The sequence below is a fragment of the Pseudomonas sp. BGI-2 genome (assembly GCF_004310295.1).
Taxonomy (GTDB): domain Bacteria; phylum Pseudomonadota; class Gammaproteobacteria; order Pseudomonadales; family Pseudomonadaceae; genus Aquipseudomonas.
In genome coordinates this window covers 1-22,595 of sequence record NZ_SISB01000021.1, presented here as the reverse complement: position 1 = coordinate 22,595, position 22,595 = coordinate 1, and the positions used below count along the sequence as shown (strand labels likewise).

Annotated in this window: 20 protein-coding genes and 2 pseudogenes; 12 read left to right on the top strand and 10 right to left on the bottom strand. The window is 59.4% G+C overall.

Annotated features, from left to right (window positions below):
* The first annotated feature begins 5 nt into the window (after positions 1 to 5).
* Complete coding sequence (locus EYC95_RS15555) at positions 6 to 1,025, top strand: Glu/Leu/Phe/Val dehydrogenase dimerization domain-containing protein (protein ID WP_131061152.1); 1,020 nt, start codon at positions 6 to 8, stop codon at positions 1,023 to 1,025.
* A 160-nt stretch (positions 1,026 to 1,185) separates the two neighbouring features.
* Here the strand turns inward: EYC95_RS15555 and EYC95_RS15550 are convergent.
* Positions 1,186 to 1,440 (bottom strand): annotated as a pseudogene (locus EYC95_RS15550) (YebG family protein); the annotation flags it as partial.
* Between the two features lie 355 nt (positions 1,441 to 1,795).
* Between EYC95_RS15550 and EYC95_RS15545 the strand changes: the two are divergent.
* Positions 1,796 to 2,296, top strand: a complete 501-nt coding sequence (locus EYC95_RS15545) for a phosphate-starvation-inducible protein PsiE (protein ID WP_131061150.1) — start codon at positions 1,796 to 1,798, stop codon at positions 2,294 to 2,296.
* On the opposite strand, the gene EYC95_RS15540 is transcribed toward EYC95_RS15545, so the two are convergent.
* The 3 genes and pseudogenes from EYC95_RS15540 to EYC95_RS15530 form a co-directional block, all read right to left on the bottom strand.
* Positions 2,293 to 2,610: a DUF3509 domain-containing protein gene (locus EYC95_RS15540; protein ID WP_131061149.1), complete on the bottom strand. Its 318-nt coding sequence runs from the start codon at positions 2,608 to 2,610 to the stop codon at positions 2,293 to 2,295. The two genes, EYC95_RS15545 and EYC95_RS15540, sit on opposite strands and share 4 nt — an antisense overlap.
* A gap of 216 nt (positions 2,611 to 2,826) precedes the next feature.
* Positions 2,827 to 3,917: pseudogene (locus EYC95_RS15535) on the bottom strand (HAAAP family serine/threonine permease).
* Positions 3,918 to 3,979: 62 nt separating this feature from the next.
* Entirely contained in the window at positions 3,980 to 5,356 is a 1,377-nt protein-coding gene (locus EYC95_RS15530) for an L-serine ammonia-lyase (RefSeq protein WP_131061148.1), read from the bottom strand.
* 135 nt (positions 5,357 to 5,491) lie between these two features.
* Here EYC95_RS15530 and EYC95_RS15525 point away from each other — a divergent pair, with 135 nt between their 5' ends.
* A complete protein-coding gene (locus EYC95_RS15525; protein ID WP_131061147.1) occupies positions 5,492 to 6,439 on the top strand; it encodes a LysR substrate-binding domain-containing protein in 948 nt (315 codons plus the stop codon).
* A gap of 213 nt (positions 6,440 to 6,652) precedes the next feature.
* Entirely contained in the window at positions 6,653 to 7,060 is a 408-nt protein-coding gene (locus EYC95_RS15520) for an HPF/RaiA family ribosome-associated protein (RefSeq protein WP_054049780.1), read from the top strand.
* 228 nt (positions 7,061 to 7,288) lie between these two features.
* Here the strand turns inward: EYC95_RS15520 and fecA are convergent, their stop codons facing one another.
* The 3 genes from fecA to EYC95_RS15505 form a co-directional block, all read right to left on the bottom strand.
* Positions 7,289 to 9,622 carry a TonB-dependent Fe(3+) dicitrate receptor FecA gene (fecA, locus tag EYC95_RS15515; RefSeq protein WP_131061146.1) on the bottom strand — a complete coding sequence of 778 codons (2,334 nt, stop codon included), beginning with the start codon at positions 9,620 to 9,622 and terminating at the stop codon, positions 7,289 to 7,291.
* Positions 9,623 to 9,759: 137 nt separating this feature from the next.
* Positions 9,760 to 10,698 carry a FecR domain-containing protein gene (locus EYC95_RS15510; RefSeq protein WP_131061145.1) on the bottom strand — a complete coding sequence of 313 codons (939 nt, stop codon included), beginning with the start codon at positions 10,696 to 10,698 and terminating at the stop codon, positions 9,760 to 9,762.
* The gene (locus EYC95_RS15505; protein ID WP_131061144.1) at positions 10,695 to 11,183 is read right to left on the bottom strand and encodes a sigma-70 family RNA polymerase sigma factor; all 489 of its coding nucleotides are present in this window, start codon (positions 11,181 to 11,183) and stop codon (positions 10,695 to 10,697) included. The genes EYC95_RS15510 and EYC95_RS15505 overlap by 4 nt, the downstream gene beginning before the upstream one ends.
* Before the next feature lie 176 nt (positions 11,184 to 11,359).
* On the opposite strand from EYC95_RS15505, the gene EYC95_RS15500 reads away from it, so the two are divergent.
* The 7 genes from EYC95_RS15500 (at position 11,360) to EYC95_RS15470 (ending at position 18,477) form a co-directional block, all read left to right on the top strand.
* The gene (locus EYC95_RS15500) at positions 11,360 to 11,665 is read left to right on the top strand and encodes a DUF3649 domain-containing protein (RefSeq protein WP_131061143.1); all 306 of its coding nucleotides are present in this window, start codon (positions 11,360 to 11,362) and stop codon (positions 11,663 to 11,665) included.
* Complete coding sequence (locus EYC95_RS15495) at positions 11,662 to 13,242, top strand: PepSY domain-containing protein (protein WP_131061142.1); 1,581 nt, start codon at positions 11,662 to 11,664, stop codon at positions 13,240 to 13,242. Before EYC95_RS15500 ends, EYC95_RS15495 begins: the two co-directional genes overlap by 4 nt.
* Entirely contained in the window at positions 13,243 to 13,569 is a 327-nt protein-coding gene (locus EYC95_RS15490; RefSeq protein WP_131061141.1) for a DUF3325 domain-containing protein, read from the top strand. It abuts the gene before it with no gap.
* Positions 13,570 to 13,573: 4 nt separating this feature from the next.
* The gene (locus tag EYC95_RS15485) at positions 13,574 to 14,137 is read left to right on the top strand and encodes an RNA polymerase sigma factor (RefSeq protein ID WP_131061140.1); all 564 of its coding nucleotides are present in this window, start codon (positions 13,574 to 13,576) and stop codon (positions 14,135 to 14,137) included.
* Positions 14,134 to 15,123, top strand: a complete 990-nt coding sequence (locus EYC95_RS15480; protein WP_131061139.1) for a FecR family protein — start codon at positions 14,134 to 14,136, stop codon at positions 15,121 to 15,123. The genes EYC95_RS15485 and EYC95_RS15480 overlap by 4 nt, the downstream gene beginning before the upstream one ends.
* Before the next feature lie 219 nt (positions 15,124 to 15,342).
* A complete protein-coding gene (locus tag EYC95_RS15475; RefSeq protein WP_131061138.1) occupies positions 15,343 to 17,760 on the top strand; it encodes a TonB-dependent receptor in 2,418 nt (805 codons plus the stop codon).
* A gap of 168 nt (positions 17,761 to 17,928) precedes the next feature.
* On the top strand, positions 17,929 to 18,477 hold the full coding sequence (locus EYC95_RS15470; RefSeq protein WP_131061137.1) for a hypothetical protein: 549 nt from the start codon (positions 17,929 to 17,931) through the stop codon (positions 18,475 to 18,477).
* A gap of 12 nt (positions 18,478 to 18,489) precedes the next feature.
* On the opposite strand, the gene EYC95_RS15465 is transcribed toward EYC95_RS15470, so the two are convergent.
* On the bottom strand, positions 18,490 to 19,371 hold the full coding sequence (locus EYC95_RS15465; protein ID WP_256656961.1) for a helix-turn-helix domain-containing protein: 882 nt from the start codon (positions 19,369 to 19,371) through the stop codon (positions 18,490 to 18,492).
* A gap of 291 nt (positions 19,372 to 19,662) precedes the next feature.
* Between EYC95_RS15465 and EYC95_RS15460 the strand changes: the two genes are divergently transcribed.
* Complete coding sequence (locus EYC95_RS15460; protein ID WP_131061135.1) at positions 19,663 to 20,565, top strand: DMT family transporter; 903 nt, start codon at positions 19,663 to 19,665, stop codon at positions 20,563 to 20,565.
* 30 nt (positions 20,566 to 20,595) lie between these two features.
* On the opposite strand, the gene EYC95_RS15455 is transcribed toward EYC95_RS15460, so the two are convergent.
* Together EYC95_RS15455 and EYC95_RS15450 are read right to left on the bottom strand one after the other, a co-directional pair.
* Positions 20,596 to 21,105, bottom strand: a complete 510-nt coding sequence (locus EYC95_RS15455; RefSeq protein ID WP_131061134.1) for a DUF2165 family protein — start codon at positions 21,103 to 21,105, stop codon at positions 20,596 to 20,598.
* A 141-nt stretch (positions 21,106 to 21,246) separates the two neighbouring features.
* Complete coding sequence (locus tag EYC95_RS15450) at positions 21,247 to 22,221, bottom strand: D-glycerate dehydrogenase (protein WP_131061133.1); 975 nt, start codon at positions 22,219 to 22,221, stop codon at positions 21,247 to 21,249.
* Positions 22,222 to 22,595 lie beyond the last annotated feature (374 nt).

Genomic DNA, 22,595 nt, shown 5'->3' with positions numbered 1-22,595 from the left:
CGACGATGTTCGCTCTCATGCAAAGCACTCGCCTTGAATCGCTGCATCTGAGCGTCGACTCGGTCACTGGGTTGAAGGCGGTCATTGCCATCCATAACAGCCGTCTGGGGCCTGCCCTGGGGGGATGTCGTTACCTTGCCTATCCCAGCGACGAGTCCGCCGTCGAGGATGCCATTCGCCTGGCTCAAGGCATGAGTTACAAGGCCGCGCTGGCCGGCCTGGCCCAGGGCGGCGGGGTTGCGGTGATTGTGCGACCGGTCCATGTGGAAAACCGCGCCGCGCTGTTCGAAGCCTTTGGACGCTGCATCAACCAGCTCGACGGGCGCTACATCACCGCGATCGACAGCGGCACTTCGGTGGCAGACATGGATTGCATCGCCCAAGAGACCCAACACGTCACCAGCACCACTTCAGCGGGCGACCCTGCCCCTCACGCAGCGATGGGCGTGTTCACCGGCATTCGTGCCACCGCCATGGCTCGCCTGGGCAGCGATAACCTCGAAGGCCTGCGAGTGGCCATCCAGGGTCTGGGCAACGTCGGTTATGCCTTGGCCGAACAGCTGCACGCCGCCGGCGCCGAACTGCTGGTCAGCGACATCGATCATGGCAAGGTGCAATTGGCGATGGAACAACTGGGCGCTCACCCGATTGCCAACGACGCGCTGCTCAGTACGCCGTGCGACATTCTCGCGCCCTGCGGCCTCGGTGGTGTACTCAACAGCCACAGCGTGACGCAACTGCGCTGCTCGGCGGTGGCAGGTTCTGCGAACAATCAGCTGACCCACTTGGAAGTCGCCGATCAACTGGAGCGGCGCGGGATTCTGTATGCGCCGGATTACGTGATCAATTCCGGCGGGCTGATCTACGTTTCACTCAAACACCGTGGCGAAGAACTCACGACCATCACCGCACATCTGTCGAAAATCGCCTCGCGGCTGACCGAAGTCTTCGCCCATGCCCAGGCGGAAAAACGTTCCCCTGCACGGGTGGCGGACGAGTTGGCGGAGAAAGTGCTTTACCGCTGAGACATACCTTTACTCCAAACATGAAAAAGGCCCTGAGCCATTCGACTCAGGGCCTATTCAATTCGGGCACTACTTACTTCGGCGTCTTGGCAGCTTTGGCTGGCTTGGTCGGCTCAGCGGCTTCAGCCACTTCTACCGGTTCAGCCTTTTCAACCACCTCAGCCGGCGCATTCAGCAGTTCGGATAAAGCATCCGGCTGGCTCTTGAATGCCTTGGCAAATACATCGCGATTCTTCGCCATGTAGATCCCGGCTTCTTCCACTTGCTGTTCGGTCAGGGACGGAACGGCTTTTTGCAACACTTCAGCCAGCAATTCAGCCAGTTCGAGCATTTTGTCATGACGGTCAGCTTCGGCTTTATCCATGAACAAGCGCTCCAGATCTCGGCTGCTGCGGTATACCACTTCGACGGCCATTCACCACCTCACATGCCTTCACGATAGTTGTCTGTTTCGACCACTGTATTTATATACAGCGAAAAGGATAAGCGAATCCCTGCGCTTTGGGTAGTGGCTTTTCAATGTAGACCGAAATCAGGGTTTGTCAGTTAAACCGTGTCGCTCCATTCGCGGGCAAGCCTCGCTCCTACGGGATGGCGTGATCTGTAGGAGCGAGGCTTGCCCGCGAAGGCGTCCGTCCAAACACTATAAAGTGTCCAATAGCAGCCCATCGCCATCTCACCAAACGGCTACTGGCCTTTTTTCTGCATGCAGAACAACCGTCACGTCAAACCCGCATCATCCGCTCGTACCGAGCTAAGGAAGAATCATCGTGAAAATCAACTGGGCCGAGAACCTGCGGCAGAACGTGCACCAACTGGCCGAGTCCCTGGGCAACCTGTTCGTCGAGACCTTCCATTACCTGGCGCTGTTCGCCATCGGTGCGGTAACCGCCTGGGCGGCGGTGATGGAATTTCTGGGGATGATCGAAGAAGGGGACATCAAGATCGATGACATCTTGCTGCTGTTCATCTACCTGGAACTGGGGGCGATGGTCGGGATTTACTTCAAGACCAACCACATGCCGGTGCGCTTTCTTATCTACGTGGCGATCACGGCGCTGACGCGGCTGCTGATTTCCAACGTCTCGCACCACAATCCGCCGGACCTCGGCATCATCTACCTGTGCGGCGGGATTCTGCTGCTGGCGTTTGCGATTCTGGTGGTGCGTTACGCTTCGTCGCAATTTCCTTCGGTGAAGATCGAGAACCCGCAACGCAAGATCGGTGCGGGTTCCGGTGAACATCCCGAAGTGGAGAAGGGCGAGATTTAAAGCCCCATGGTCGGGCGGGGCCGGGCTTTGACTTGGGGTGGCGGCGGATTGCGATTGTCGCCATCGGTCATGGCTTCGAGGATGGCCACGGCGCTGTGGCCCTGTTCGATGGCGATGCCGAACTGAATGCTTTGCACCAGGCGATTGAGGCGCTTGGGGTCATTGCGTTGTTCGGCGCTGATCATCCGCTTGGCAACCACGTGGCCGCTGTTGGAGAGGGTCAGCATGATGCTGCCGTCCCGACCTTGAATGCTCAGGTTGATCTGATAGTCCGCTGCAAAAGCATCGGTAAGGAGCTGAAAAGGGTTGTCCATGATGCGTCACCGCCTGATTGAACGTGCAGTTGTTGACCGGCCATGATCGGGTTGGTTCGCATGACCAGACCATCGGCAAGCCGCTCGCTGAGGTTTTCAAAAGTCCTTTTGCCTCGCCGGTGATGTAGCAAGGGACGTGCCGAAAAAATTGTCGAACAATGAACGTGGCAAAAAAGAGGCGGACCCTATGGCTCGCCTTCTTTTTGCCTGCCCGATTCAGGGCATGAATGAGTAGATGATCGCAGACAGTGCAATCAAACCAATCAACACCACGAACACGTTCGACGCCTGACCCGAATACTGGCGCAAGGCCGGCACGCGGCGGATGGCGTACATCGGCATCAGGAACAACAGGCACGCAATGATCGGCCCACCGAGGGTTTCGATCATGCCGAGGATGCTCGGGTTGAAAGTCGCCACGGCCCAGCGCGGTGAGGCGGTTTAGCCAGCCCGCCGACATCACTCGGCCACGACCGCGCAGGCTTTTCACGATCAGGCCCTGAAAGCCTTCACTGGCGCCGATGTAATGGCCGAGGAAGGATTTGGTGATCGCCACCAGTGCAATCAGCGGCGCGGCGTAGGCGATGACCGGGGTCTGGAAGTGGTTGGCCAGGTACGACAGGATCGAGATGTTCTGTGCCTTCGCCGACGCCAGATCGGCCGGGGACAAGGCCAGTACGCAGCTGATGCAGAAGAACATTACCGTCACCACCATCATGGCGTGGGCGATGGCGAGAATGCCGCTGCTTTTGCGCTCGGCGTGCTCGCCGTACCGCTGTTTCTGGTCAACGGCGAAGGCGGAAATGATCGGCGAATGGTTGAACGAGAACACCATGACCGGGATTGCCAGCCACAAGGTCTTGAAGAACAGCGGCATCGGCATGCCTTCGCTGGCGGTGGCGAAGAACGCACCGTTCCAGTTCGGGATCAGACTGAAACTGAGCAGCAGCAACGCTGCGACGAACGGGTAAACCAGCACGCTCATGCATTTGACGATGACGCCCTGGCCACAACGTACGATTGCCATCAGACCGAGGATCAGCACCAGCGACAGAATCGCTCGCGGTGGCGGGGCGATGTGCAATTGATGCTCCATGAAGCTGCTCAAGGTGTCAGGATCAGCAGCGGCCAGAAACCGCCCACGCCGGCGTTGATTGGCAGGAACAGCGTGCCGGCGCCAATCGCCGTGCCGTAGAGGCCGAGCATCCAGGTGGTGTCGTGTTGCTCCAGCCCTTGGTGACTGTTGCTGTGTCGCGTTTGAGTTCTACAGCAGGATTATCGGCAGCAGGTGTACGTACATCGGTCATCGTTTGGCCTCGTTATTGTTCTTGCTCGGGCTCACGTGTTACAGACGGTCAAGGAGCGCTCCTCAGCACTCCACCCAGCTGACAGCCAGGCCGCCTCGTGAAGTCTCTTTGTATTTGTCATGCATGTCGGCGCCGGTATCGCGCATGGTGCGGATCACCCGGTCCAGGGAGATGAAGTGTTTGCCGTCGCCGCGCAGGGCCATTTGCGTGGCGTTGATCGCTTTCACGGCAGCAATCGCATTGCGTTCGATGCACGGCACTTGCACCAGGCCGCCGACCGGGTCGCAGGTCAGGCCGAGGTTGTGTTCCAGGCCTATTTCGGCAGCGTTTTCCAGTTGCTCGGGCGTGGCGCCGAGGATGTCGGCCAGACCGGCAGCGGCCATGGCGCAGGCGGAGCCGACTTCACCCTGGCAGCCGACTTCGGCGCCGGAGATAGACGCGTTTTTCTTGCAGAGAATGCCTACGGCCGCGGCGCCCAAAAAGAACGCGACAACGTCATCGTCCGACGCGTCCGGGTTGAATTTCATGTAGTAGTGCAGCACCGCCGGAATGATTCCTGCCGCACCGTTGGTCGGCGCCGTCACCATGCGCCCGCCCGCTGCGTTTTCTTCGTTCACGGCGAGGGCAAACAGGTTGACCCACTCCATGGCCGACAAGGTGGACGTGATGACATTCGGCTTGCCGATTTCCAACAGGCTGCGGTGCAGTTTCGCCGCACGCCGCGGAACATTCAGCCCGCCGGGCAGGATGCCCTCGTGACGCAGGCCTTGCTCGACGCACTCGCGCATCACCGACCAGATGTGCAACAGACCCTGACGGATTTCGGCTTCGCTGCGCCAGGCCAATTCGTTGGCCATCATCAACTCGGAAACGCGCAGGCCGTGCTGGTTGCAGAGCTTGAGCAGTTCGGCGGCACTGGAAAAATCGTAGGGCAGCACCACATCGCTGGTCGGCGCGATGCCGGACTCGGCTTCCGCCGCTTCGATGATGAAACCGCCGCCAATCGAGTAGTACGTTTGCTCCGACAGTTCACCGGTTTCACCGAAGGCTGTCAGGGACATGGCATTAGGGTGGTAAGGCAAACTCTCGTCGAGCAGCAGGAGATCGCTTTGCCAGTTGAAGGCGATGGTCTTTTTGCCGGCCAGAGACAATTCGCCGTTTTCGCGCAGGGTCTGGATGCGGCTGTCGATGGTGGTCGGATCAATGCTGTCCGGCCATTCGCCCATCAGGCCCATGACGCAAGCTCGATCGGTGGCGTGGCCGACGCCGGTGGCCGAGAGGGAACCGTAGAGGCGGATTTCTACCCGACGTACGGCATCGAGCAAACCCTGGTCAATCAGTGCCTGGGCAAAGGTCGCCGCGGCGCGCATCGGGCCGACGGTGTGGGAACTGGACGGACCGATGCCGACTTTGAAGAGATCGAAAACACTGATAGCCATGCTAAAGCCTATACAAGCAATGGAAGAGAAATCGCTGCCATTTTTGTAGGACAAGCGCAATGTCGGCGATACTGCCTACCTCGGTCCTACGTGACCAACGAAACTTCCTAAGACAGCCTTTAGCAGGACTAAACAATGAGTCGCCAATTGCATGCCCAGACTTACGTCTGGCTGCACGTGTTTTCCTGTGCCGCGCGGCACTTGTCGTTCACCCGTTGCGCCGAAGAGCTGCACATCACGCCGGGTGCGGTCAGTCAGCAAATCCGCCAACTGGAAGAGCGACTGGGCTTTCGCTTGTTTCACCGCCGTGCTCGCGGCGTGGAATTGAGCGCCGAAGGCCAGCGACTGGCCATTACGGTCAACGAGGCTTACGGCAGCATCGATGCGGAATTGCGACGACTGGACGCGGGAATGATCAGCGGGATTCTGCGGGTGCGTTCGATTCCATCGTTCCTGAGCAAGTGGCTGACCCCACGTCTGCCGCGATTGCAGCAGCGCTTTCCGGACATTCAATTGCGCCTGGTGGCCGAGGACAGCAGCGTGCCGTTGCACGAGGGTGATTTCGACCTGGCGATCGACCTGAATGACGGCAGTTATCCCGGATTGTTATCCACCGCCTTGCTCGACGAGCAGATCTTCCCGGTCTGCGCCCCGAGCCTGCTGCGCGGCCGACCACCGCTGCACGGTCCGGCGGACCTGGTGCACTTTCCACTGCTGCACGACATCACCGCCTGGCGCGGCAGTTACGAGTACGCGGAATGGGAGTTTTACCTCAATGCCATTGGCTTCGAGGGGGCCGACGTGCGGCGCGGGCATACCTTCAATCGCAATCACCTGACCATAGAAGCGGCGATTGCCGGCATGGGTGTAGCGATTGCGCGGCGAACGTTGCTCAACGATGAGCTGGAGCGGGGGACGTTGATCGTGCCGTTCGGTTTGGCGGTGCCCAATCACAAGCGTTACGTGCTGCTCTATGCGCCCGGCGCACTGAGCCATCCGGGCGTGCGGGCGGTGCATGACTGGCTGGTAGAGGAGGCGGGGATTTTCCGGAGTCTGCACCCACTGGCGGAGCGGCAGATGTGAGCATTTGTGACAAAGAAGCGAGTCGACCCAACTCCCGACCTTAACAGCGCTTTTTGCCGTTGTCCGACTTTTTTTGCGAATCCATATTTATCTTTTTTTAGGGGTTGAAATGTTCTGCGCGCAGACCGATTGTGTAAGTAAGAGGTCACGGTGATGACGCCCAAGGGCCAGCCGATGCGCCTCTCGCAAGCTAGCTGAAATAAGGGATGAACTATGCAAATCCAAGTCAACAGCGATAACCATATTCAAAGCAGCATCCGACTGGAGGAGTGGGTACGTACTACCATTGAGAGCACGCTTGAACGTTATGAAGAGGACCTGACACGCGTCGAGGTTCATCTGCGGGACGAGAACGGCGACAAGCCAGGTCCCCATGACATGCGCTGCCAGCTGGAAGCGCGGCCAAAAGGCCACCAACCGATTTCTGTCACTCATAAAGCCGACACCCTGGAGCAAGCAATCGACGGTGCGGCGGAAAAACTTGAACACGCGCTTGAGCATCTGTTCGGCAAACTGCGGGGCAAACCACGTGCCGCTGTGGTGCCGTTCGAAAGAGTCGCTGCCGATGCGCTGCTGGAAGACGAGTTTCTCGAGAACGAACAGGCTGCACAAAACGGCTGAAGCCTGATTCACTTTTTACCTTTCCAATGACAACGGGCCTGCTTATGCAGGCCCGTTCTTGTTTGCGCCGATTATGGCAGCGCCGCAATTCCTTGTAGGAGCGAGGCTTGCCCGCGAAGAGGCCCGGAAATCCAGCGCATATGTCGCTCATTCAATCGCCTTCGCGGGCAAGCCTCGCTCCTACAAAGGAGGGCGAGTTCGGTCGCGAAGAGGGTGTGCGGCTTCAGATCAGAACGCCACCGACGTCTGCACATAAACCGTCCGCGGTTCCCCCACATACTTGCCCTTGTTGTTGTCATCGAACGACCGGGTGAAGTACTGGTGATTGAAAATATTCTTCACCCCCACCGCCACATTCAAATCCTGCAATTTCGGCCCGAAGTCATACGCCGCGCGGCTGCTGAACAGCATGTACCCGGGAATCTTGCCCGTGCTGCCATCAGCGCTTTCGGCCGAGGTGTTGGCGTTGTCGGCAAACTGGTTGCTCTGGTAACTGCTGTCCAGGTTCAGCTTCCACGCGCCTTCGGTGTAGCCCACCCCGAGAGTGCCTTTGTGTTTCGAGGAGAACGGCACACGATTGCCCTTGTTCGGTCCATCCTCTCGGATAGTCGCGTCCACATAGGCGTAAGTGGCGTACACATCGAAGCCAGCCAGCGACGGGCTCAAACCATCCAGCGAATAATTAATGCTGCTTTCAATGCCTTGATGACCTGTCTCACCCCGGGCGATCACCGAATCGTTGGTCTGATTGCTTTCGTACTGGTTGTCGAAGTTGATCAGGAACGCGCCGATTTCCGCTCTCAGCGCACCGTTGTCGTAACGGGTGCCCAACTCCCAAGTCCGCGCCTTCTCCGGTTTGACTTCGCCGCTGGTCACCCGGTTTGGCATCTGGCTGTACTGCACGCTGCCGAACGAGCCTTCGGTGTTGGCGTAGAGGTTCCAGGTGTCCGTCACGTGATAGAGCACGTTCAATGCCGGCAGCGCGGTGTTGTAGTCGCCCTTGTACTTCACGTTCGTCAGGTTGTTGGTCTGCTGCGAATCGATCATCTCGTAGCGAATGCCCGGCGTGATCGTCCATTTGCCGATGTCGATCCGGTCGTCGACGAAGAATGCATTGGCCTCGGTGCCGCCACGGGTGTCGCGGTCATTGCGGCTGTTGGTGGTCGGGAAGGTATTGTTGGCGATCGGCTCGCGGTAGCGCAGTTCGTGGCCGGCTTCGTTGATGTAGCGATAGCCGATGCCGACTTCATGGCTGGTCGGGCCGAGGTCAAAGCCTTGGGCAAAACGGGTTTCCAGGCCGCGCACCCAATACTCGCGCGGCGACAGCGACAGGAACGTGCCCTGATTCAGATAACCACTGCGCAAGGTCTTGGTGAAGAAGGTGTTGGCAGTGAATTCGCGACGATCTTCCTGATAGCGATAGCCGAAGTTGAACATTGTCCGGCGGCCCCAGAACTGGTCTTTCGGGCGGGTCGACTGGTACGGGTCAGCGTCGTAATCGGCGACGTTCAGACCGCCGGGCATGTCGGCCTTGCCTTCGTAATACTGAGCCATCGCGTTGAAGCTGTTGGCGTCATCGAGCTGATACTTGCCCTTGAGAATCAAGTCGTCGATTTCGGTGTCGCTGTGTTCACGCCAGTCGCCGCCGCGGGTCCCGGAGTACAACAGCGCACCGCCCAGGCCGTTTTCTGCGGTGCCGCCGGCCAGCAAGTTGCCGGTGGTTTTAAAACCGTCGTGGCTGGAGGAGGGGCTGGTTTCGGTCTGGAAACCTCCTTTCACGGTCGGCTCATCGGGAATCGCACGGGTCACGAAATTGACCACGCCGCCGACGTTCTGCGGGCCGTAGCGAACGGCACCGCCGCCGCGTACCACATCCACCGCGTCCATGTTGCCGATGCTCACCGGGGCGAATGACAGCTGCGGCTGGCCATAAGGGGCGAAGGGCACCGGGATGCCGTCCATCAACACGGTCGAGCGGGAAGCCAGGCGCGGATTGAGGCCACGGATGCCGAAGTTCAGCGCCATGTCATGGCTGCCGGTGCCGTTGTTGTCCGGCGCGTTCACGCCGGGGATGCGGTTGAGCACGTCCTTGGCCTGGGTCGCGCCCTGGCGCTCGAACTCCTCGCGACGGATCACATCACGTGCACCGGGGTGCTCGAAGACGTTGATTTGCGCCGCATCGCCAAGCCAGTCGCCGACCACTTTCGAGGTGTCCAGTTCTAGCGCGGTGTCGCCCGCCGGTTGCAGGCTGAAGGCATTGTCGCCCTCGGCGCGAGCTTGCAGGCCGGTGCCTTCGAGCAAAACGTTCAAACCCTGCGAAGGGGTGAAGTTGCCTTCCAGGCCACGACTCTGCACACCGCTGGTGACTTGCGAACCAAAGGTAATCAACACGCCGGCTTCACGGCCGAACTGGTTGAGGGCGTTTTCCAGCGAGGACGGTGCGATGTGGTACGGCTTGGCATCGGCGGCGAGTGCGATCGGCAGCACGCCGAAGCTCAGGCTGGCGCCCAGCAAGAGTTGGCGCAGGGTGCGGGCCAGCGGAGTGAGGCGGGTGGGGTGCATGGACGACGATCCTGAGAAGGTGGAATCAAGGGGGCTTTCCTTCTCTGTCACGCCAGATCTGAAAAACGGCTCACGTTGGGTGAAAATTTTTTTGCGTGGATTGATTTTGTGGCGAGGGGATTGTGTTTCGCCTTGGTTTACGCCTTCGCTTCAACGGTCACCCAGTACCGGGTAAACCGCTTCACCCTCACCGGCAAACTGATTTCCAGCAGATCTAGAATCCGCTCGCTGTCGTCCAGTGGATACGTCCCGGAGATCAACAAATCCGCCACCTTCGCATCGCACTTAAGCTGCCCGCGACGATAACGCCCGAGCTCGTCGAGAAAATCCCCGAGGCGCATGTGCGCGGCCACCAGCATGCCGTCGGCCCAGGCGCCGCTGTTGGCGTCCAGCGGCAGCGGTTTGCCCACGCCTTGCAGGCCGAAACCCAATTGCCGGGCGGCTGGCAAAACCACTGGAGTTCCACCGTCCGGCGTCAATTCGACGCTGCCCTCGAACACCGCCACCTGCGTGCGATCAGCAAACTGCCGGACGTTCAATCGCCCACCTTGCGTGGTCAAAACACCCTGCGCGGTCTGCACCTGAAACGCTTGCGTGACGGTCAGCAGCAGTTCACCCTCCAGCAAACGGATCAGCCGTTGCTGACCGTCCACCCGCACATCCGCCGAACTCGCGGTGTTGAGCTGCAACTGATTGCCTGCGCCGAGCGACACCTTGCGCCGCTGGCCGATGGGGCTGCGGTAATCAGCAAGCAACGGCGGCAGCACGTTGCGTTCGCGCAGGCCCCAGGTGAGCGCAGAACCGGCGCCAAGAATCAGCAGCAGTTTCAGCGCCTGACGTCGGCTGCCGGACTTCGGTGCATTGAGCGCCGCGTGGGCCAGCGGTGAAGACAAACCGCGAAGTCGCTGATTGACCCGCTGGATATGTTCCCACGCCCGTTGATGCTCGCTGTGCGCATCGTGCCATTGCTGCCAGGCTTGTTGCTGGCGCGGGCTCAGCGGGCCTTGCTGCATTTCCATCAGCCAGTGCACCGCCTGCTCGGCGACCTGTGAAGAAAAGTCCGAAGTGCCGTTCATAGTGCGAAGTAGCAGCGCATGGCTGCTTTACTCAGATGGCGTTTGACCGTGGCGATGGAAATCCCCAGTTCGGCGGCGATCTGTGGATAAGTCAGGCCATCGACCTGTGCGAGCAAAAAGGCGCGTTTGACCCGTCGCGGCAAACCGTCCAGCAACTGATCCAGCTCCATCAGTGTTTGCAGGATGATTGCCCGTTCTTCCTCGGAGGGCGCGTACACCTCAGGCATTTGCGCCAATGCTTCAGCGTAGGCACGTTCCAGATCCTGACGACGGTAATGGTTGAACAGCACGCGTTTGGCGATCGTCGTCAGGAACGCTCGCGGCTCGATGATCTGCGGGGTTTCCCGCGCGGTGAGCACGCGAATGAACGTGTCCTGGGCCAGGTCTGCCGCGCTATCCGGGCAGCCAAGCCTGCGCCGCAACCAGCCGGTGAGCCAGTAGTGGTGGGCGTGATAGAGGACTTCGACGGGATTGGCGGGCTGCAACAGAACCACTCCGACACACGGATACGTTAGAGAACACGAATTGTTCGCATTGTAAGGGTGTGTAATGCCCCCCGGCAATCGGATCTGTTTTGCGTATGAGAATATTTATCATTAATATTGCGCGCTTGCTGGCCCCGTGACCTTCACGCGGCCTCACCCGGTTTCAAGGTCGAAACATGAAAGGCAAAATCAGCACGCTCCCCGTTTCTTATCGATTGGCCGTCACTTCTCGCGTGCTGGCCGCGGTGTTGGGCGGCTATATCGTTGCGGCGCTGGCCAGTGTCAGCCTGAGCTTATGGTTGCCGATGGCCCGCGCCGAAGCGGTGGTGACCGGGATGATGACCTCGTTTCTGGTCTATCTGGTCGCGGTGCTCTGGTGTTTTGCCTGTCGCAGCGCGTGGCAGGCCTGGTTCGGGTTGATCGTGCCGGGCCTGGTGCTGGCAGCGGCGTCCGGCCTGGCGTATTGGATGGGCCACGCATGAAAGAGGGTTTTCGTCAGGCGATGGCCTGGTTGCACACCTGGGTCGGGTTGACCTTCGGCTGGTTGTTGTTCGCGATTTTCCTGACGGGCACGCTTGCCTATTTCAAGGACGAGATCAGTCACTGGATGCAGCCCGAGATACCGGCGCGTTCAGTGACCTCCGAAGTTAGTTTGACCCTGGCGCAAAACTACCTTCAGCAACACGCAGCGGGTGCCTCGCGCTGGCTGATCGATTTGCCGAGTGCCCGAGAGCCGGGCCTGTCGGTGCGCTGGCAGCAGTCGCCGGCCAAACCCGGCGAGCGCGGGCAATTCACCGAAAAACGCCTCGACGCACAAACCGGCAGCGAAGTGCAGGGCCGTGAATCCATGGGTGGCGACTTCTTCTATCGCTTCCACTTCCAGCTGCAAATGCCTTATCCGTGGGGTCGCTGGTTGTCCACCATCGCGGCCATGGTGATGTTCATCGGCCTGATCACCGGGATCATCACCCACAAGAAAATCTTCAAGGACTTCTTCACCTTCCGCCCCCGCAAAGGCCAGCGTTCCTGGCTGGACGGGCACAACGCGGTGGGCGTTCTGGTGTTGCCGTTTCACCTGATGATCACTTACAGCAGCCTGGTGATTTTCATGGCGATGGTGATGCCGGCGAGCATCCTGGCCTCGTACAAGGGCGATGCCCGCACGTTTTACGCGGAGGTGTTCCCGGCCTCCGGCACGCCCGAACTGGCCGGCAAACCGGCTGAACTCGCCCCGATGGCGCCGCTGTTGGAGCGGGCGCGCGCGCAGTGGTCGGGCGGTCGGGCAGAACGTCTGACAGTGAACAATCCGGGGGATGCGAATGCCTCGATTGTCGTCTCAAGGGACGATGCGGACCGCGTGATTTATGACGCCAGCAGCGCGGTGACCTTCAACGGCGTGACCGGCCAACAACTCAGCGCCACGCCGCAGCAACCGGTGCCGATGGCCATCGCCGGCAGTTTCTACGGCTTGCATATGGGACATTTTGCGAGCCCCGTGCTGCGCTGGCTGTACTTCATTTGCGGTTTGGCGAGCACGGCGATGATCGGCACCGGGCTGGTGATCTGGCTCGGCAAACGCCAGCTCAAACATGCGAAAAGCGCGGTGATGCCCTTCGAGCTGCGGCTGGTGGAAGTGCTGAACATTGCCAGCATGTCCGGGCTGGTGGTCGCGGTGGCGGCGTTCTTCTGGGCCAATCGGTTGCTGCCAGTCGAGATGTCCACAAGGGCGGATTGGGAAGTGAACAGCTTCTTCATCGTCTGGGGCTTGAGCGTGATTCATGCGGTGGTGCGCCGTGGCCGCGCGGCGTGGGTCGAGCAGTTGGCGTTGGCCGCGGTGCTGTTCTGCGGCGTGCCGCTATTGAACGCACTGACCACGCCGAACCACTTGGGCGTGACGTTGGCGCAGGGTGACTGGACGCTCGCCGGGTTCGATTTGACGTGCCTAGGCAGTGGCGTGTTCCTGGCCTGGGCTGCGTGGAAAATGCAGTGCGCCGGACAGACCGTTCGCGTTGCTAAAGAACGTGCTCGACCGATCACGCTTGAGCAGAAGGTGAACTGAATGTTGTTGGCTTTGCTGCTGTGTTACGGCGGTTTCACCGTGCTGTGTTTATCGATGGATCGGCATCATGCCGATTTGCTGGGGTGCAAATCGTCGGCCCGGCGGCGCAAAACGTTCAAGCTGAGCGGCTGGTTGTTGCTGGCGGTTTCTTTATGGGCGGCAGTGTCGAAAACCGGTTGGGGCCTCGGGTTGGTGGAATGGTTTGCGGTGTTGATGCTCAGCGCTTTGCTGCTGGTGTTGATGATGCCGTATCGCCCGCGCCTGGCGCTATCACTTGCCGGATTGGGTCTGCTGGTCAGCCCCGTCGCCGCGTTTGCGCAGTGCTGATCAGATGATCACCAGTCCGCCGGAATCACACGACGACGAACATCGCGGCGCCCGTGCGCATTTCCTTCAGGTGTTCCTGTCCCAGCGTTCGCAGATGGAAGCGCTGGTGAGCCGGCGTGTCGGCTGCCGAGCAACCGCCGCCGATCTGGTGCAGGATTTGTTCCTGCGATTCTGGCGGCGGCCACTGGTGCAAGTCGAAGAACTGAGCACTTACCTGCTGCGTTGCGCCGGCAACATCGCCATCGACCATTTGCGCAGTGAAGGCACGCGGGTGCGGGTCCACGAAGGCTGGATGCCGGATCAACCGGACAGCCAGGGCAGCGAACCACAAGCCGCGCTGGAGGCGGGTAATGATCTGCGTCACGTCGAAGCGGCGTTGCGCGCGTTGCCTGAACGCACCCGGCAAATCTTTCTGCTCAACCGCATCCACGGCCGCAAATACGCTGAGATCGCCAAAGCCATGGGCCTGTCCCAAAGCGCCGTGGAAAAACATATGATGCGCGCCCTCGATGCCTGCAAGGCCAGCCTGCGGGAATCGCCAACGCGCACGCCAGGGAAAGCACTGTGAATCAACTCGACCGCGTCACCCCGACGCCCGCTCAGGAGCAGGCCGCGCTCGCCTGGCTGAGCTTGTTGCACGACCAGCCCAGCAACGGCGATCAACTCACCTTCAGTCGCTGGTTGCAGGCCGATCCCGCCCATGCCGAGGCTTACGCCCAGGCGCAAGTGCTGTGGGAATTGAGCGAAGCGCCAGCGCGAACGTTGGCCGATGAAGATGCGTTCGCCTTGCAGGGTTACCTCAATGCCATGAACCAATCCCGACGCTCCAGTGTGCGGCGCTGGTCGGGTGCGCTGGCCATGGCCGCGTGTCTGGTGCTGATGATCGGCCTCGGCGCGGGTTGGCAGCCGACGCGCTGGGTCGATGATCTGGGGGCGGACTATGTGTCTGCGCCGGGGGAAATTCGCACCGTGACGCTGGCCGATCAATCGCAAGTCACGCTGGATGCCGACAGCGCCATCGCCGTGGATTTCAGTCGCGGTGAGCGTCATGTTCAGCTGCGTCGCGGTGCCGGGTTTTTCAGCGTGACCCACACGGGCGATCCGTTGGTGGTCGACGCTGAAATGGGCCAGGCGCGGGTGCTGGGCACGCAGTTCGAAGTGCGCCTGCAACCCCATGGCGCGCAGGTTACGGTGCTGTCTGGGCGGGTCGGCGTGACTGCGGACAAGCACGCCGAGCAGCAGATTCTGACCGCCGGCCAACAAGTGGCGTATGGCGAAGGCTCGGCGCAAAAGCTGCATGCGGTCGACAGCGAAGCGCAGTTGGCCTGGCGTCAGGGGTGGCTCAATTACTACAAAGCCACGCTGGCCGATGTGGTGCAGGACTTGGGGCGTTATTACCCGGGGCGGATTGTGCTGCTCAACGATGAACTGGCGGCGCGGCGAGTGAGTGGCAGTTTTCCGAGCAAGGATCCAGAGGCGGTGTTGGGTTCGTTGCAGGGGGTGTTGGGGTTTGAGCAGACCAGCGTTTTGGGGCATCTGATTATTTTGCGGTGAGGCTAACAGCCTCTTCGCGGGCAAGCCTCGCTCCTACAAGGATCGCGCAAAACCCGTAGGAGCGAAGCTTGCCCGCGAAGGCGTCAGTCCAACCACCACATCCCTTCCGCAAAAAAATTATTTTCAAAATTATGGTGAGGTAAACCCGACCCCCATCCGTGTAGTGACTGAAACTGCGAGTCATTCGCATCCCGTAGGTTCTACACAGGTCATTGAGCAATGAAATCCAGGGCAAAGTCGGGTTCGGTCAAACAGTGGTTGGGTGCTTCTGCACTGAGCATGTCGGCGTTATCGTTGCTGCCATCAAACGTCGCATCGGCCGCTGAGGCTGCCGGCACGCAGCAGCTTACGCAGTTCAGCTTCGCCATCGCTGCCAAGCCGCTGCCCCAGGCCTTGAGCGACTTCAGTCGGGTCACTGGCATCAGCGTGGTCTACACCGATGAAGCGCCGTACGGTCTCACCGCCCCGGCGATCAATGGCCAGTTGAGCGCCGAGCAAGCCCTGCAGCGTTTGCTCAGCGGTTCGGGTTTCACCTTCCGCCGTAGCGACGCCCACACCCTGGTGCTTGAGCCGGTGCCCACCGCCGGCACGTTAAATCTTGGCACGACCACCATCAACTCGGTGGCCGATCAATCCATGAGCTATCAGCCGCCACCCTCCAGTTCGGTGATGCGCTCGTCGGCCTTGCTCCAGGAAATCCCGCAGACCGTCAACGTCATCCCGGCCCAGGTCATTCGCGATCAGGCACCGCGCAATCTGGATGACGCGCTGGCCAACGTCAGCGGCATCACCCAGGGCAACACGCTGGCGAGCACTCAGGATTCGGTGATGACCCGCGGTTTCGGCGACAACCGTAACGGCTCGATCATGCGCGACGGCATGCCGATCGTGCAGGGCCGAGGGATGAATGCGACCGTGGACCGAGTCGAAGTGCTCAAGGGCCCGGCCTCGCTGCTTTACGGCATCCAGGACCCGGGCGGCGTGGTCAACATGGTCAGCAAGAAACCCGAACTTGAGCAATACAACGCCCTGACGCTGCGCGGTTCGACCTACGGCGACGGTAAAAACGGCAGCGGCGTCGGCCTCGACAGCACCGGCGCGCTCGGTACTTCCGGCCTCGCTTACCGGATGGTGCTGGACCACGAAGATGAAGATTACTGGCGCAATTTCGGCACCCACCGCGAGACGCTGGTGGCGCCGTCGCTGGCCTGGTTCGGCGAAAGCACCAAGCTGTTGTTCTCCTATGAACACCGCGAATTCCTGACCCCGTTCGACCGTGGCACGATCATCGATCCGCGCTCCAACCACCCGTTGGACATCTCGCGCAATGAACGCCTGGACGAGCCGTTCAACAACATGGAAGGCCGCTCGGACCTGTACCACTTCGAGGCCGATCACGAGCTCAACGACAACTGGAACGCCCACTTCGGTTACAGCTGGAACCGTGAAACCTATGACGCCAGTCAAGTGCGCGTCACCGCCATCGACACCCGACGGGGCACGCTGACCCGCAGCATGGACGGCACCCAGAACGCCATCAGCACCGACCGATTCACCACCGCCAGCCTCGAAGGTAACGTCAACCTGCTGGGCCTGCAACATGACCTGGTGTTCGGCGTCGATGACGAATACCGCAAGATCTACCGCGAAGACCTGATCCGCCAGAAAAGCCTGAGCACCTTCAGCTACGTCAACCCGGTCTATGGCCGCGAAGTCGCCGGCACCACCGTCAGCCCGGCAGACAGCGCGCAGACCGATGAGCTGCGCAGCGATTCGATCTTCCTGCAGGACTCGATCCACCTCACCGATCAATGGATTTTCGTCGCGGGCGCACGCTTCCAGGAATACGACCAATACGCCGGCAAAGGCGTGCCGTTCAAGGCCAACACCGACAGCAACGGCCAGAAGTGGGTGCCGCGCGCCGGTCTGGTCTATCGCTTCACCGATGAGCTGTCGTTCTACGGCAGCTACACCGAATCGTTCAAACCCAACTCGACCATCGCACCGCTAAGCGGCAGCAGCACCGTACTCGACGGCAGCGTTGCACCGGAAGAAGCCAAGTCCTGGGAAATCGGCGCCAAGCTCGATATGCCGGGGCGCGTGACCGGTAACGTCGCGCTGTTCGACATCATGAAACGCAACGTGCTGGTGGCCAATTCCGAAGGCCCGGTGACGATTTACAGCGCCGCCGGCGAAGTGCGCTCCCGGGGTCTGGAAGTGGATTTGACCGGCCAGCTCAGCGACCGTTGGAGCATGATCGGCAGCTATGCCTACACCGACGCCGAAGTCACCGAAGACCCGGACTACAAAGGCAAAAAACTGCAAAACGTCGCGAAGAACAGTGGCTCGCTGTCGGCGGTCTACGACTTCGGCACCATCATCGGCGGCGATCAATTGCGCGTCGGCGCGGGGGCACGTTATGTCGGCGAGCGGGCGGGTAACGCCGTGAATGATTTCGACCTGCCGAGCTACACCGTGGCCGATGCCTTCGCGACGGTCGAAGGACAGAAGGTCAAGTTTCAGCTCAACGTGAAGAACCTGTTTGACCGCACCTACTACACCTCGGCGGCGAGCCGGTTCTTTGTGTCGATGGGGGATTCGCGGCAGATTTCGTTGTCGAGTACGTTGGAGTTCTGACGCAGCTACGTTGCCGTACTTGAAACGAGTGTATATGTAGGCTTATTTCGGATGCTTGATTATATCCAGATCTTCTAAAAAACTGTTATTTATGACAGTTGCGTGAGAAGGGGGGCGCTGTTTACTCTTTCTGGCAGCTTACTTTTAGATAAGGGAAGGAGTAATAAAATGTCGGATGCCAGTCGGGAAAACAGAAGCGAGTATTATCTAAATCTTATTGGAAAAGAAGACTTCAATAATGTAAGGCCGTCATTGGATGGCTTACCAACAAAGCTAGAGCTTAAATACTTAACGATGGAGGCTCTCAGTCCTGAAGGCGGTTACGGATTTGTGCTTAAGTCGACCAGCGTAACCGCCGATGATCGGGAATACCTTGAAGGGCAGATAGAGGGGAATGCAATACGTTGCTCAGGCAGTCACTTTTCCGAAGGCGATAAGGGCGAACTCAGGATTACGCTGAAGAGTGAAAAGGTTAATCGAGTTCGTTTCGCGGTCGACGCTATCAATCACAACAGCGTATCGGCCTATAAGTACTTTGATAAGGCAGGTAAGGAGTTGGGGAGTATTGATTCACATGGGGGTTGGATTGATTTTCAATTGTCTCCGGAAGAGTCAGAGCAAACCAGTATTGGCTATGTGTCGGTATTTCTTACAGTCAATATAGTTGGCCCGCTTGTTGATTCGCTCGAGATGTGGCGATGGAATGCCTATTCATAGTCTGGTCGTTTGTTAGCGCAAAAACGCCTGGCGATACTCGCCAGGCGTCCCGCGCAAAACCTGCCGAAACCGATTGGTGAAATGACTCGCACTGGCAAACCCACACGCCAGCGCAATCTCCCCCAACGGCTGCGACGTCGTACGCAACAACTCCCGCGCCCGGCTCATTCTCCGTGCCAACACATACTGATGCGGCGGCAAGCCAAAGCTCTCACGGAACATCCGCGCAAAATGGTATTCCGACAGCGCACACAACGCCGCCAATTGCCCAAGGCTGATGGCCTCGGCCAATTGATTATCGATGAAGTCGACCAACTGCCGCCGCTGATGCGCCGCCAAACCGCCTTTTAGCCTCAACCCTTCGCGCATGCCGACCTGGCCGAGCAACACGTGGTTGAGCATTTCATGGGCCAGGCTGCTGGTGAGCAGGCGTTCGCCGGGTTCGTCCCAGTTGAGGGTGAGCATCTGTCGAAAGCGTCGGGCTTGTGCCGGATCGTCAAGAAAGGTGGCTTCGCGCAATTGCAGTTCGCGAGGTTCGCGATCCAGCAGCGTGACGCAGCCGAGGGCGAATTGTTCGGGGCTGAAATACACGTGGGCCAGGCGAATGTTGCCGTTGATCACCCAGCCTGATTGATGCTCTGCCGGCAGAATGCACAACTTGTCCGGGCCGCCCTTTATGCCGGGCTGGTCGCGACGGAAGGTGCCGGTGCCACCGGCGATGTAGCACGACAGCGTGTGATGGCTCGGCGCCGCGTAGTCTTGCGCGTCGTGATGGTTGCTCCACAGGGCTGCAGCCATGCCGTCACCGAGCTCGGCGCTGTGCTCGAGGCGAGCATTGGGCGAGCGGTTGAGGGCTTGAAAGACTTGCAGGGTATCAAGTGTCCTGTCTCTCAAATACTGTTCCTTTGTGACGGTGTCTGTTGTCGTCATGCTGCGTTGCCGCTCTTCGCCATAGCGGGCTATGACTCGTCGCGGCGCCTTGCCTGACAGCAACAGCCCCTCGTCACAAGAGGAACGTATTTGAGAGACAGGACACTCGTGCGGGCATGATCGCTTCTCTCCAACGCCTTGCATCCTACTCCGTAGGCGTTGGCCTGCCAGCCTGTCGGGCGACAAAAGCGCAAGTTTATGCAAGTGCGCCAAGCCTTGGCGCAGGACACTGAACTCCTATTGAGGAGCCTAGCCATGAACCTGTCGTTGTACTTGCTGACTGTGCTGATCTGGGGCACCACCTGGATTGCCTTGAAATGGCAGCTGGGCGTGGTGGCCATTCCCGTGTCGATCGTCTATCGCTTCGGCCTGGCTGCGCTGGTGCTGTTCGTCCTGTTGCTGCTCAGCCGACGCCTGCAAGTGATGAACCGTCGCGGGCATTTGATTTGTCTGGCACAAGGGTTGTGCCTGTTCTGCGTCAACTTCATGTGTTTCCTGACAGCCAGTCAGTGGATTCCCAGCGGTCTGGTCGCCGTGGTGTTTTCCACCGCCACCCTGTGGAACGCGCTCAATGCACGCGTATTCTTCAGCCAGAAAATCGCCCGTAACGTATTGATGGGCGGCGCGTTGGGCTTGCTCGGACTGGGTCTGTTGTTCTGGCCAGAGCTGGCCGGTCATACCGCCAGCCCGGAAACCTTGCTCGGCTTGGGCCTGGCGTTGCTCGGCACCTTGTGTTTCTCGGCCGGCAACATGCTCTCGAGCCTGCAACAAAAGGCCGGTTTGAAGCCGCTGACCACCAACGCCTGGGGCATGGCGTACGGCGCCGCGATGTTGTCGGTGTGGTGCCTGGTCAAAGGCGTCCCGTTCGACATGGAATGGAACACGCGCTACATCGGCTCGCTGCTGTACCTGGTGATTCCAGGCTCGGTTATCGGATTCACCGCTTACTTGACGCTGGTCGGGCGTATGGGCCCGGAGCGAGCCGCCTATTGCACCGTGCTGTTCCCGGTCGTGGCACTGAATGTCTCGGCATTTGCCGAAGGTTATCAATGGACCGCGCCGGCATTGGTCGGTTTGGTGTTGGTGATGCTAGGTAACGTGCTGGTGTTCCGCAAGCCCAGGGCGCGCGCGTTGCAGCGAACTGGCAATTTGGCCTGATATTTCGTGCGGTCGAGCGCGATAAACGATTCAGCGCTCGATCCTTAACGCAATATACATAAGTAACGGCAACATAAAGTCAACGATATGTCGGGCCCAATCCTTCGCATTCCATGCCTGTGATTTATCCATGTTGAACCATTCAACGCCTACGATCTGCAAACAAACGTAATAGATGAACAATCCGATAAGCAAGCCGATTATCGAGAATTTCTTTGCTTCATGAAACTCGCGGGCGGACGCATTCAGTTTTTGAAAAAGGTGGAAAGTGCCTACCAGGCAATACACGGTGTAGGTCACTTCGAGGGTGATAATTAGCCAGTAAATCCGGTGGTGCAGCATGGGCGAGGTGATAGCTCGGTAATTTGTTCGTTCACTGTTATGGGTTGTGTCCATGCTCAGGATATGGGCGACAAATTGGTAGTTTGTTGTGTAGTCGGTGAAGTTGCTAAACATCACCAAAAGCCCGAAAAAGCTTATATAAGCCATTAGTACAATCTTGCTGATTCTGATGATTTTTTCAGTTGTGCAGTTGTTCAAGGTGATCGTTCTCCGTGTACCTAGTCCGGGGTCGGGTAAGTAGGGAGAGTTTAATGTGCTTAACTTTTTTTCGTCGGTTGACTGAATTGCAAGTTGTGTAAAGAAGCGGGCAGATATTTTATAAGTGTCTGCCCGTTTTGCTTAGCCTTTCCAGACTTGCGGGTTGACAAGATCCTGCGGCCGTTCGCCCAACAGCGCGCTGCGCAGGTTCGCCAGCGCGCGGTTGGCCATGGCCTCGCGGGTTTCATGGGTGGCGGAGCCGATGTGCGGCAATGTCACCGCGTTTCTCAGCTGGAACAATGGCGACTCGGCCAATGGTTCTTTCTCGTACACGTCCAGCCCGGCGCCGCGAATGCGGTTGTTTTGCAGCGCTTCGATCAGCGCGGGTTCATCGACGACCGGGCCTCGGGCGATGTTGACCAGGATGGCGCTTGGCTTCATCAGTGCCAGTTCGCGGTGGCTGATCAGGTGCCTGGTTTTTTCGCTGAGCGGGACGACCAGGCAGACGAAATCGGCTTCGGCCAGCAGTTCGTCAAGGCTGCGAAATTGAGCGCCGAGTTCTTGTTCCAGCCCGGTCTTGCGGCTGTTGCCGCTGTAGATGACTGGCATGTTGAAGCCCAGGCGACCGCGACGGGCAATGGCCGCGCCGATGTTGCCCATGCCGACGATGCCCAGGGTTTTGCCGTGTATATCGCAGCCGAACAGCGGGGCGCCGACGGTGGCTTGCCATTGGCCGGCCTTGGTCCAGGCATCGAGTTCGGCGACGCGGCGGGCGCTGCTCATGAGCAGGGCGAAGGCCAGGTCGGCGGTGCTTTCGGTGAGGACATCCGGCGTGTTGGTCAGCATGATCCCGCGTTCGTTGAAGTAAGCGACGTCGTAGTTGTCGTAGCCGACCGAGACGCTGGAGACCACTTCGAGTCTGGCGGCGTTTTCCAGCTGCGCGCGGCCGAGTTTGCGACCGACACCGATCAGGCCGTGGGCGTGGGGCAGGGCTTCGTTGAATTGGGCGTTGATGTCGCCGTTTTTCGGGTTGGGGACGATGACGTCGAAGTCTTGCTTGAGGCGTTCGACCATTTCCGGGGTGACGCGGCTGAAGGCGAGGACGGTCTTTTTCATGGAAGGAGGGCTCGTCGGGGCTTGGTGAATGCCAAGCACGCTAACATTCTTCCCCGTTGTTGTGCGAGTCCGCGGATTGCCGGATGTACCTGTAGGCGCGAGGCTTGCCCGCGAAGGCGGCCTGACAGCCGACCAATATCTTGCTGATGTACAAGATTCAATTGTGGGAGCTGGCTTGCCTGCGATGGCGGCCTGACAGCCGACCAGTCACTTGCTGATGTACCCCATTCCCCTGTGGGAGTGAGCCTGCTCGCGATATAGGTAGTCCGTTCCTTTCTCTTCCATACTGATATCGCTGGAAGTCAGTTGTCGGCGAGGAAGGAACATGCACCTGTGGGCTACGAATATGCTCGCGCAGCACTCGATGATTACGC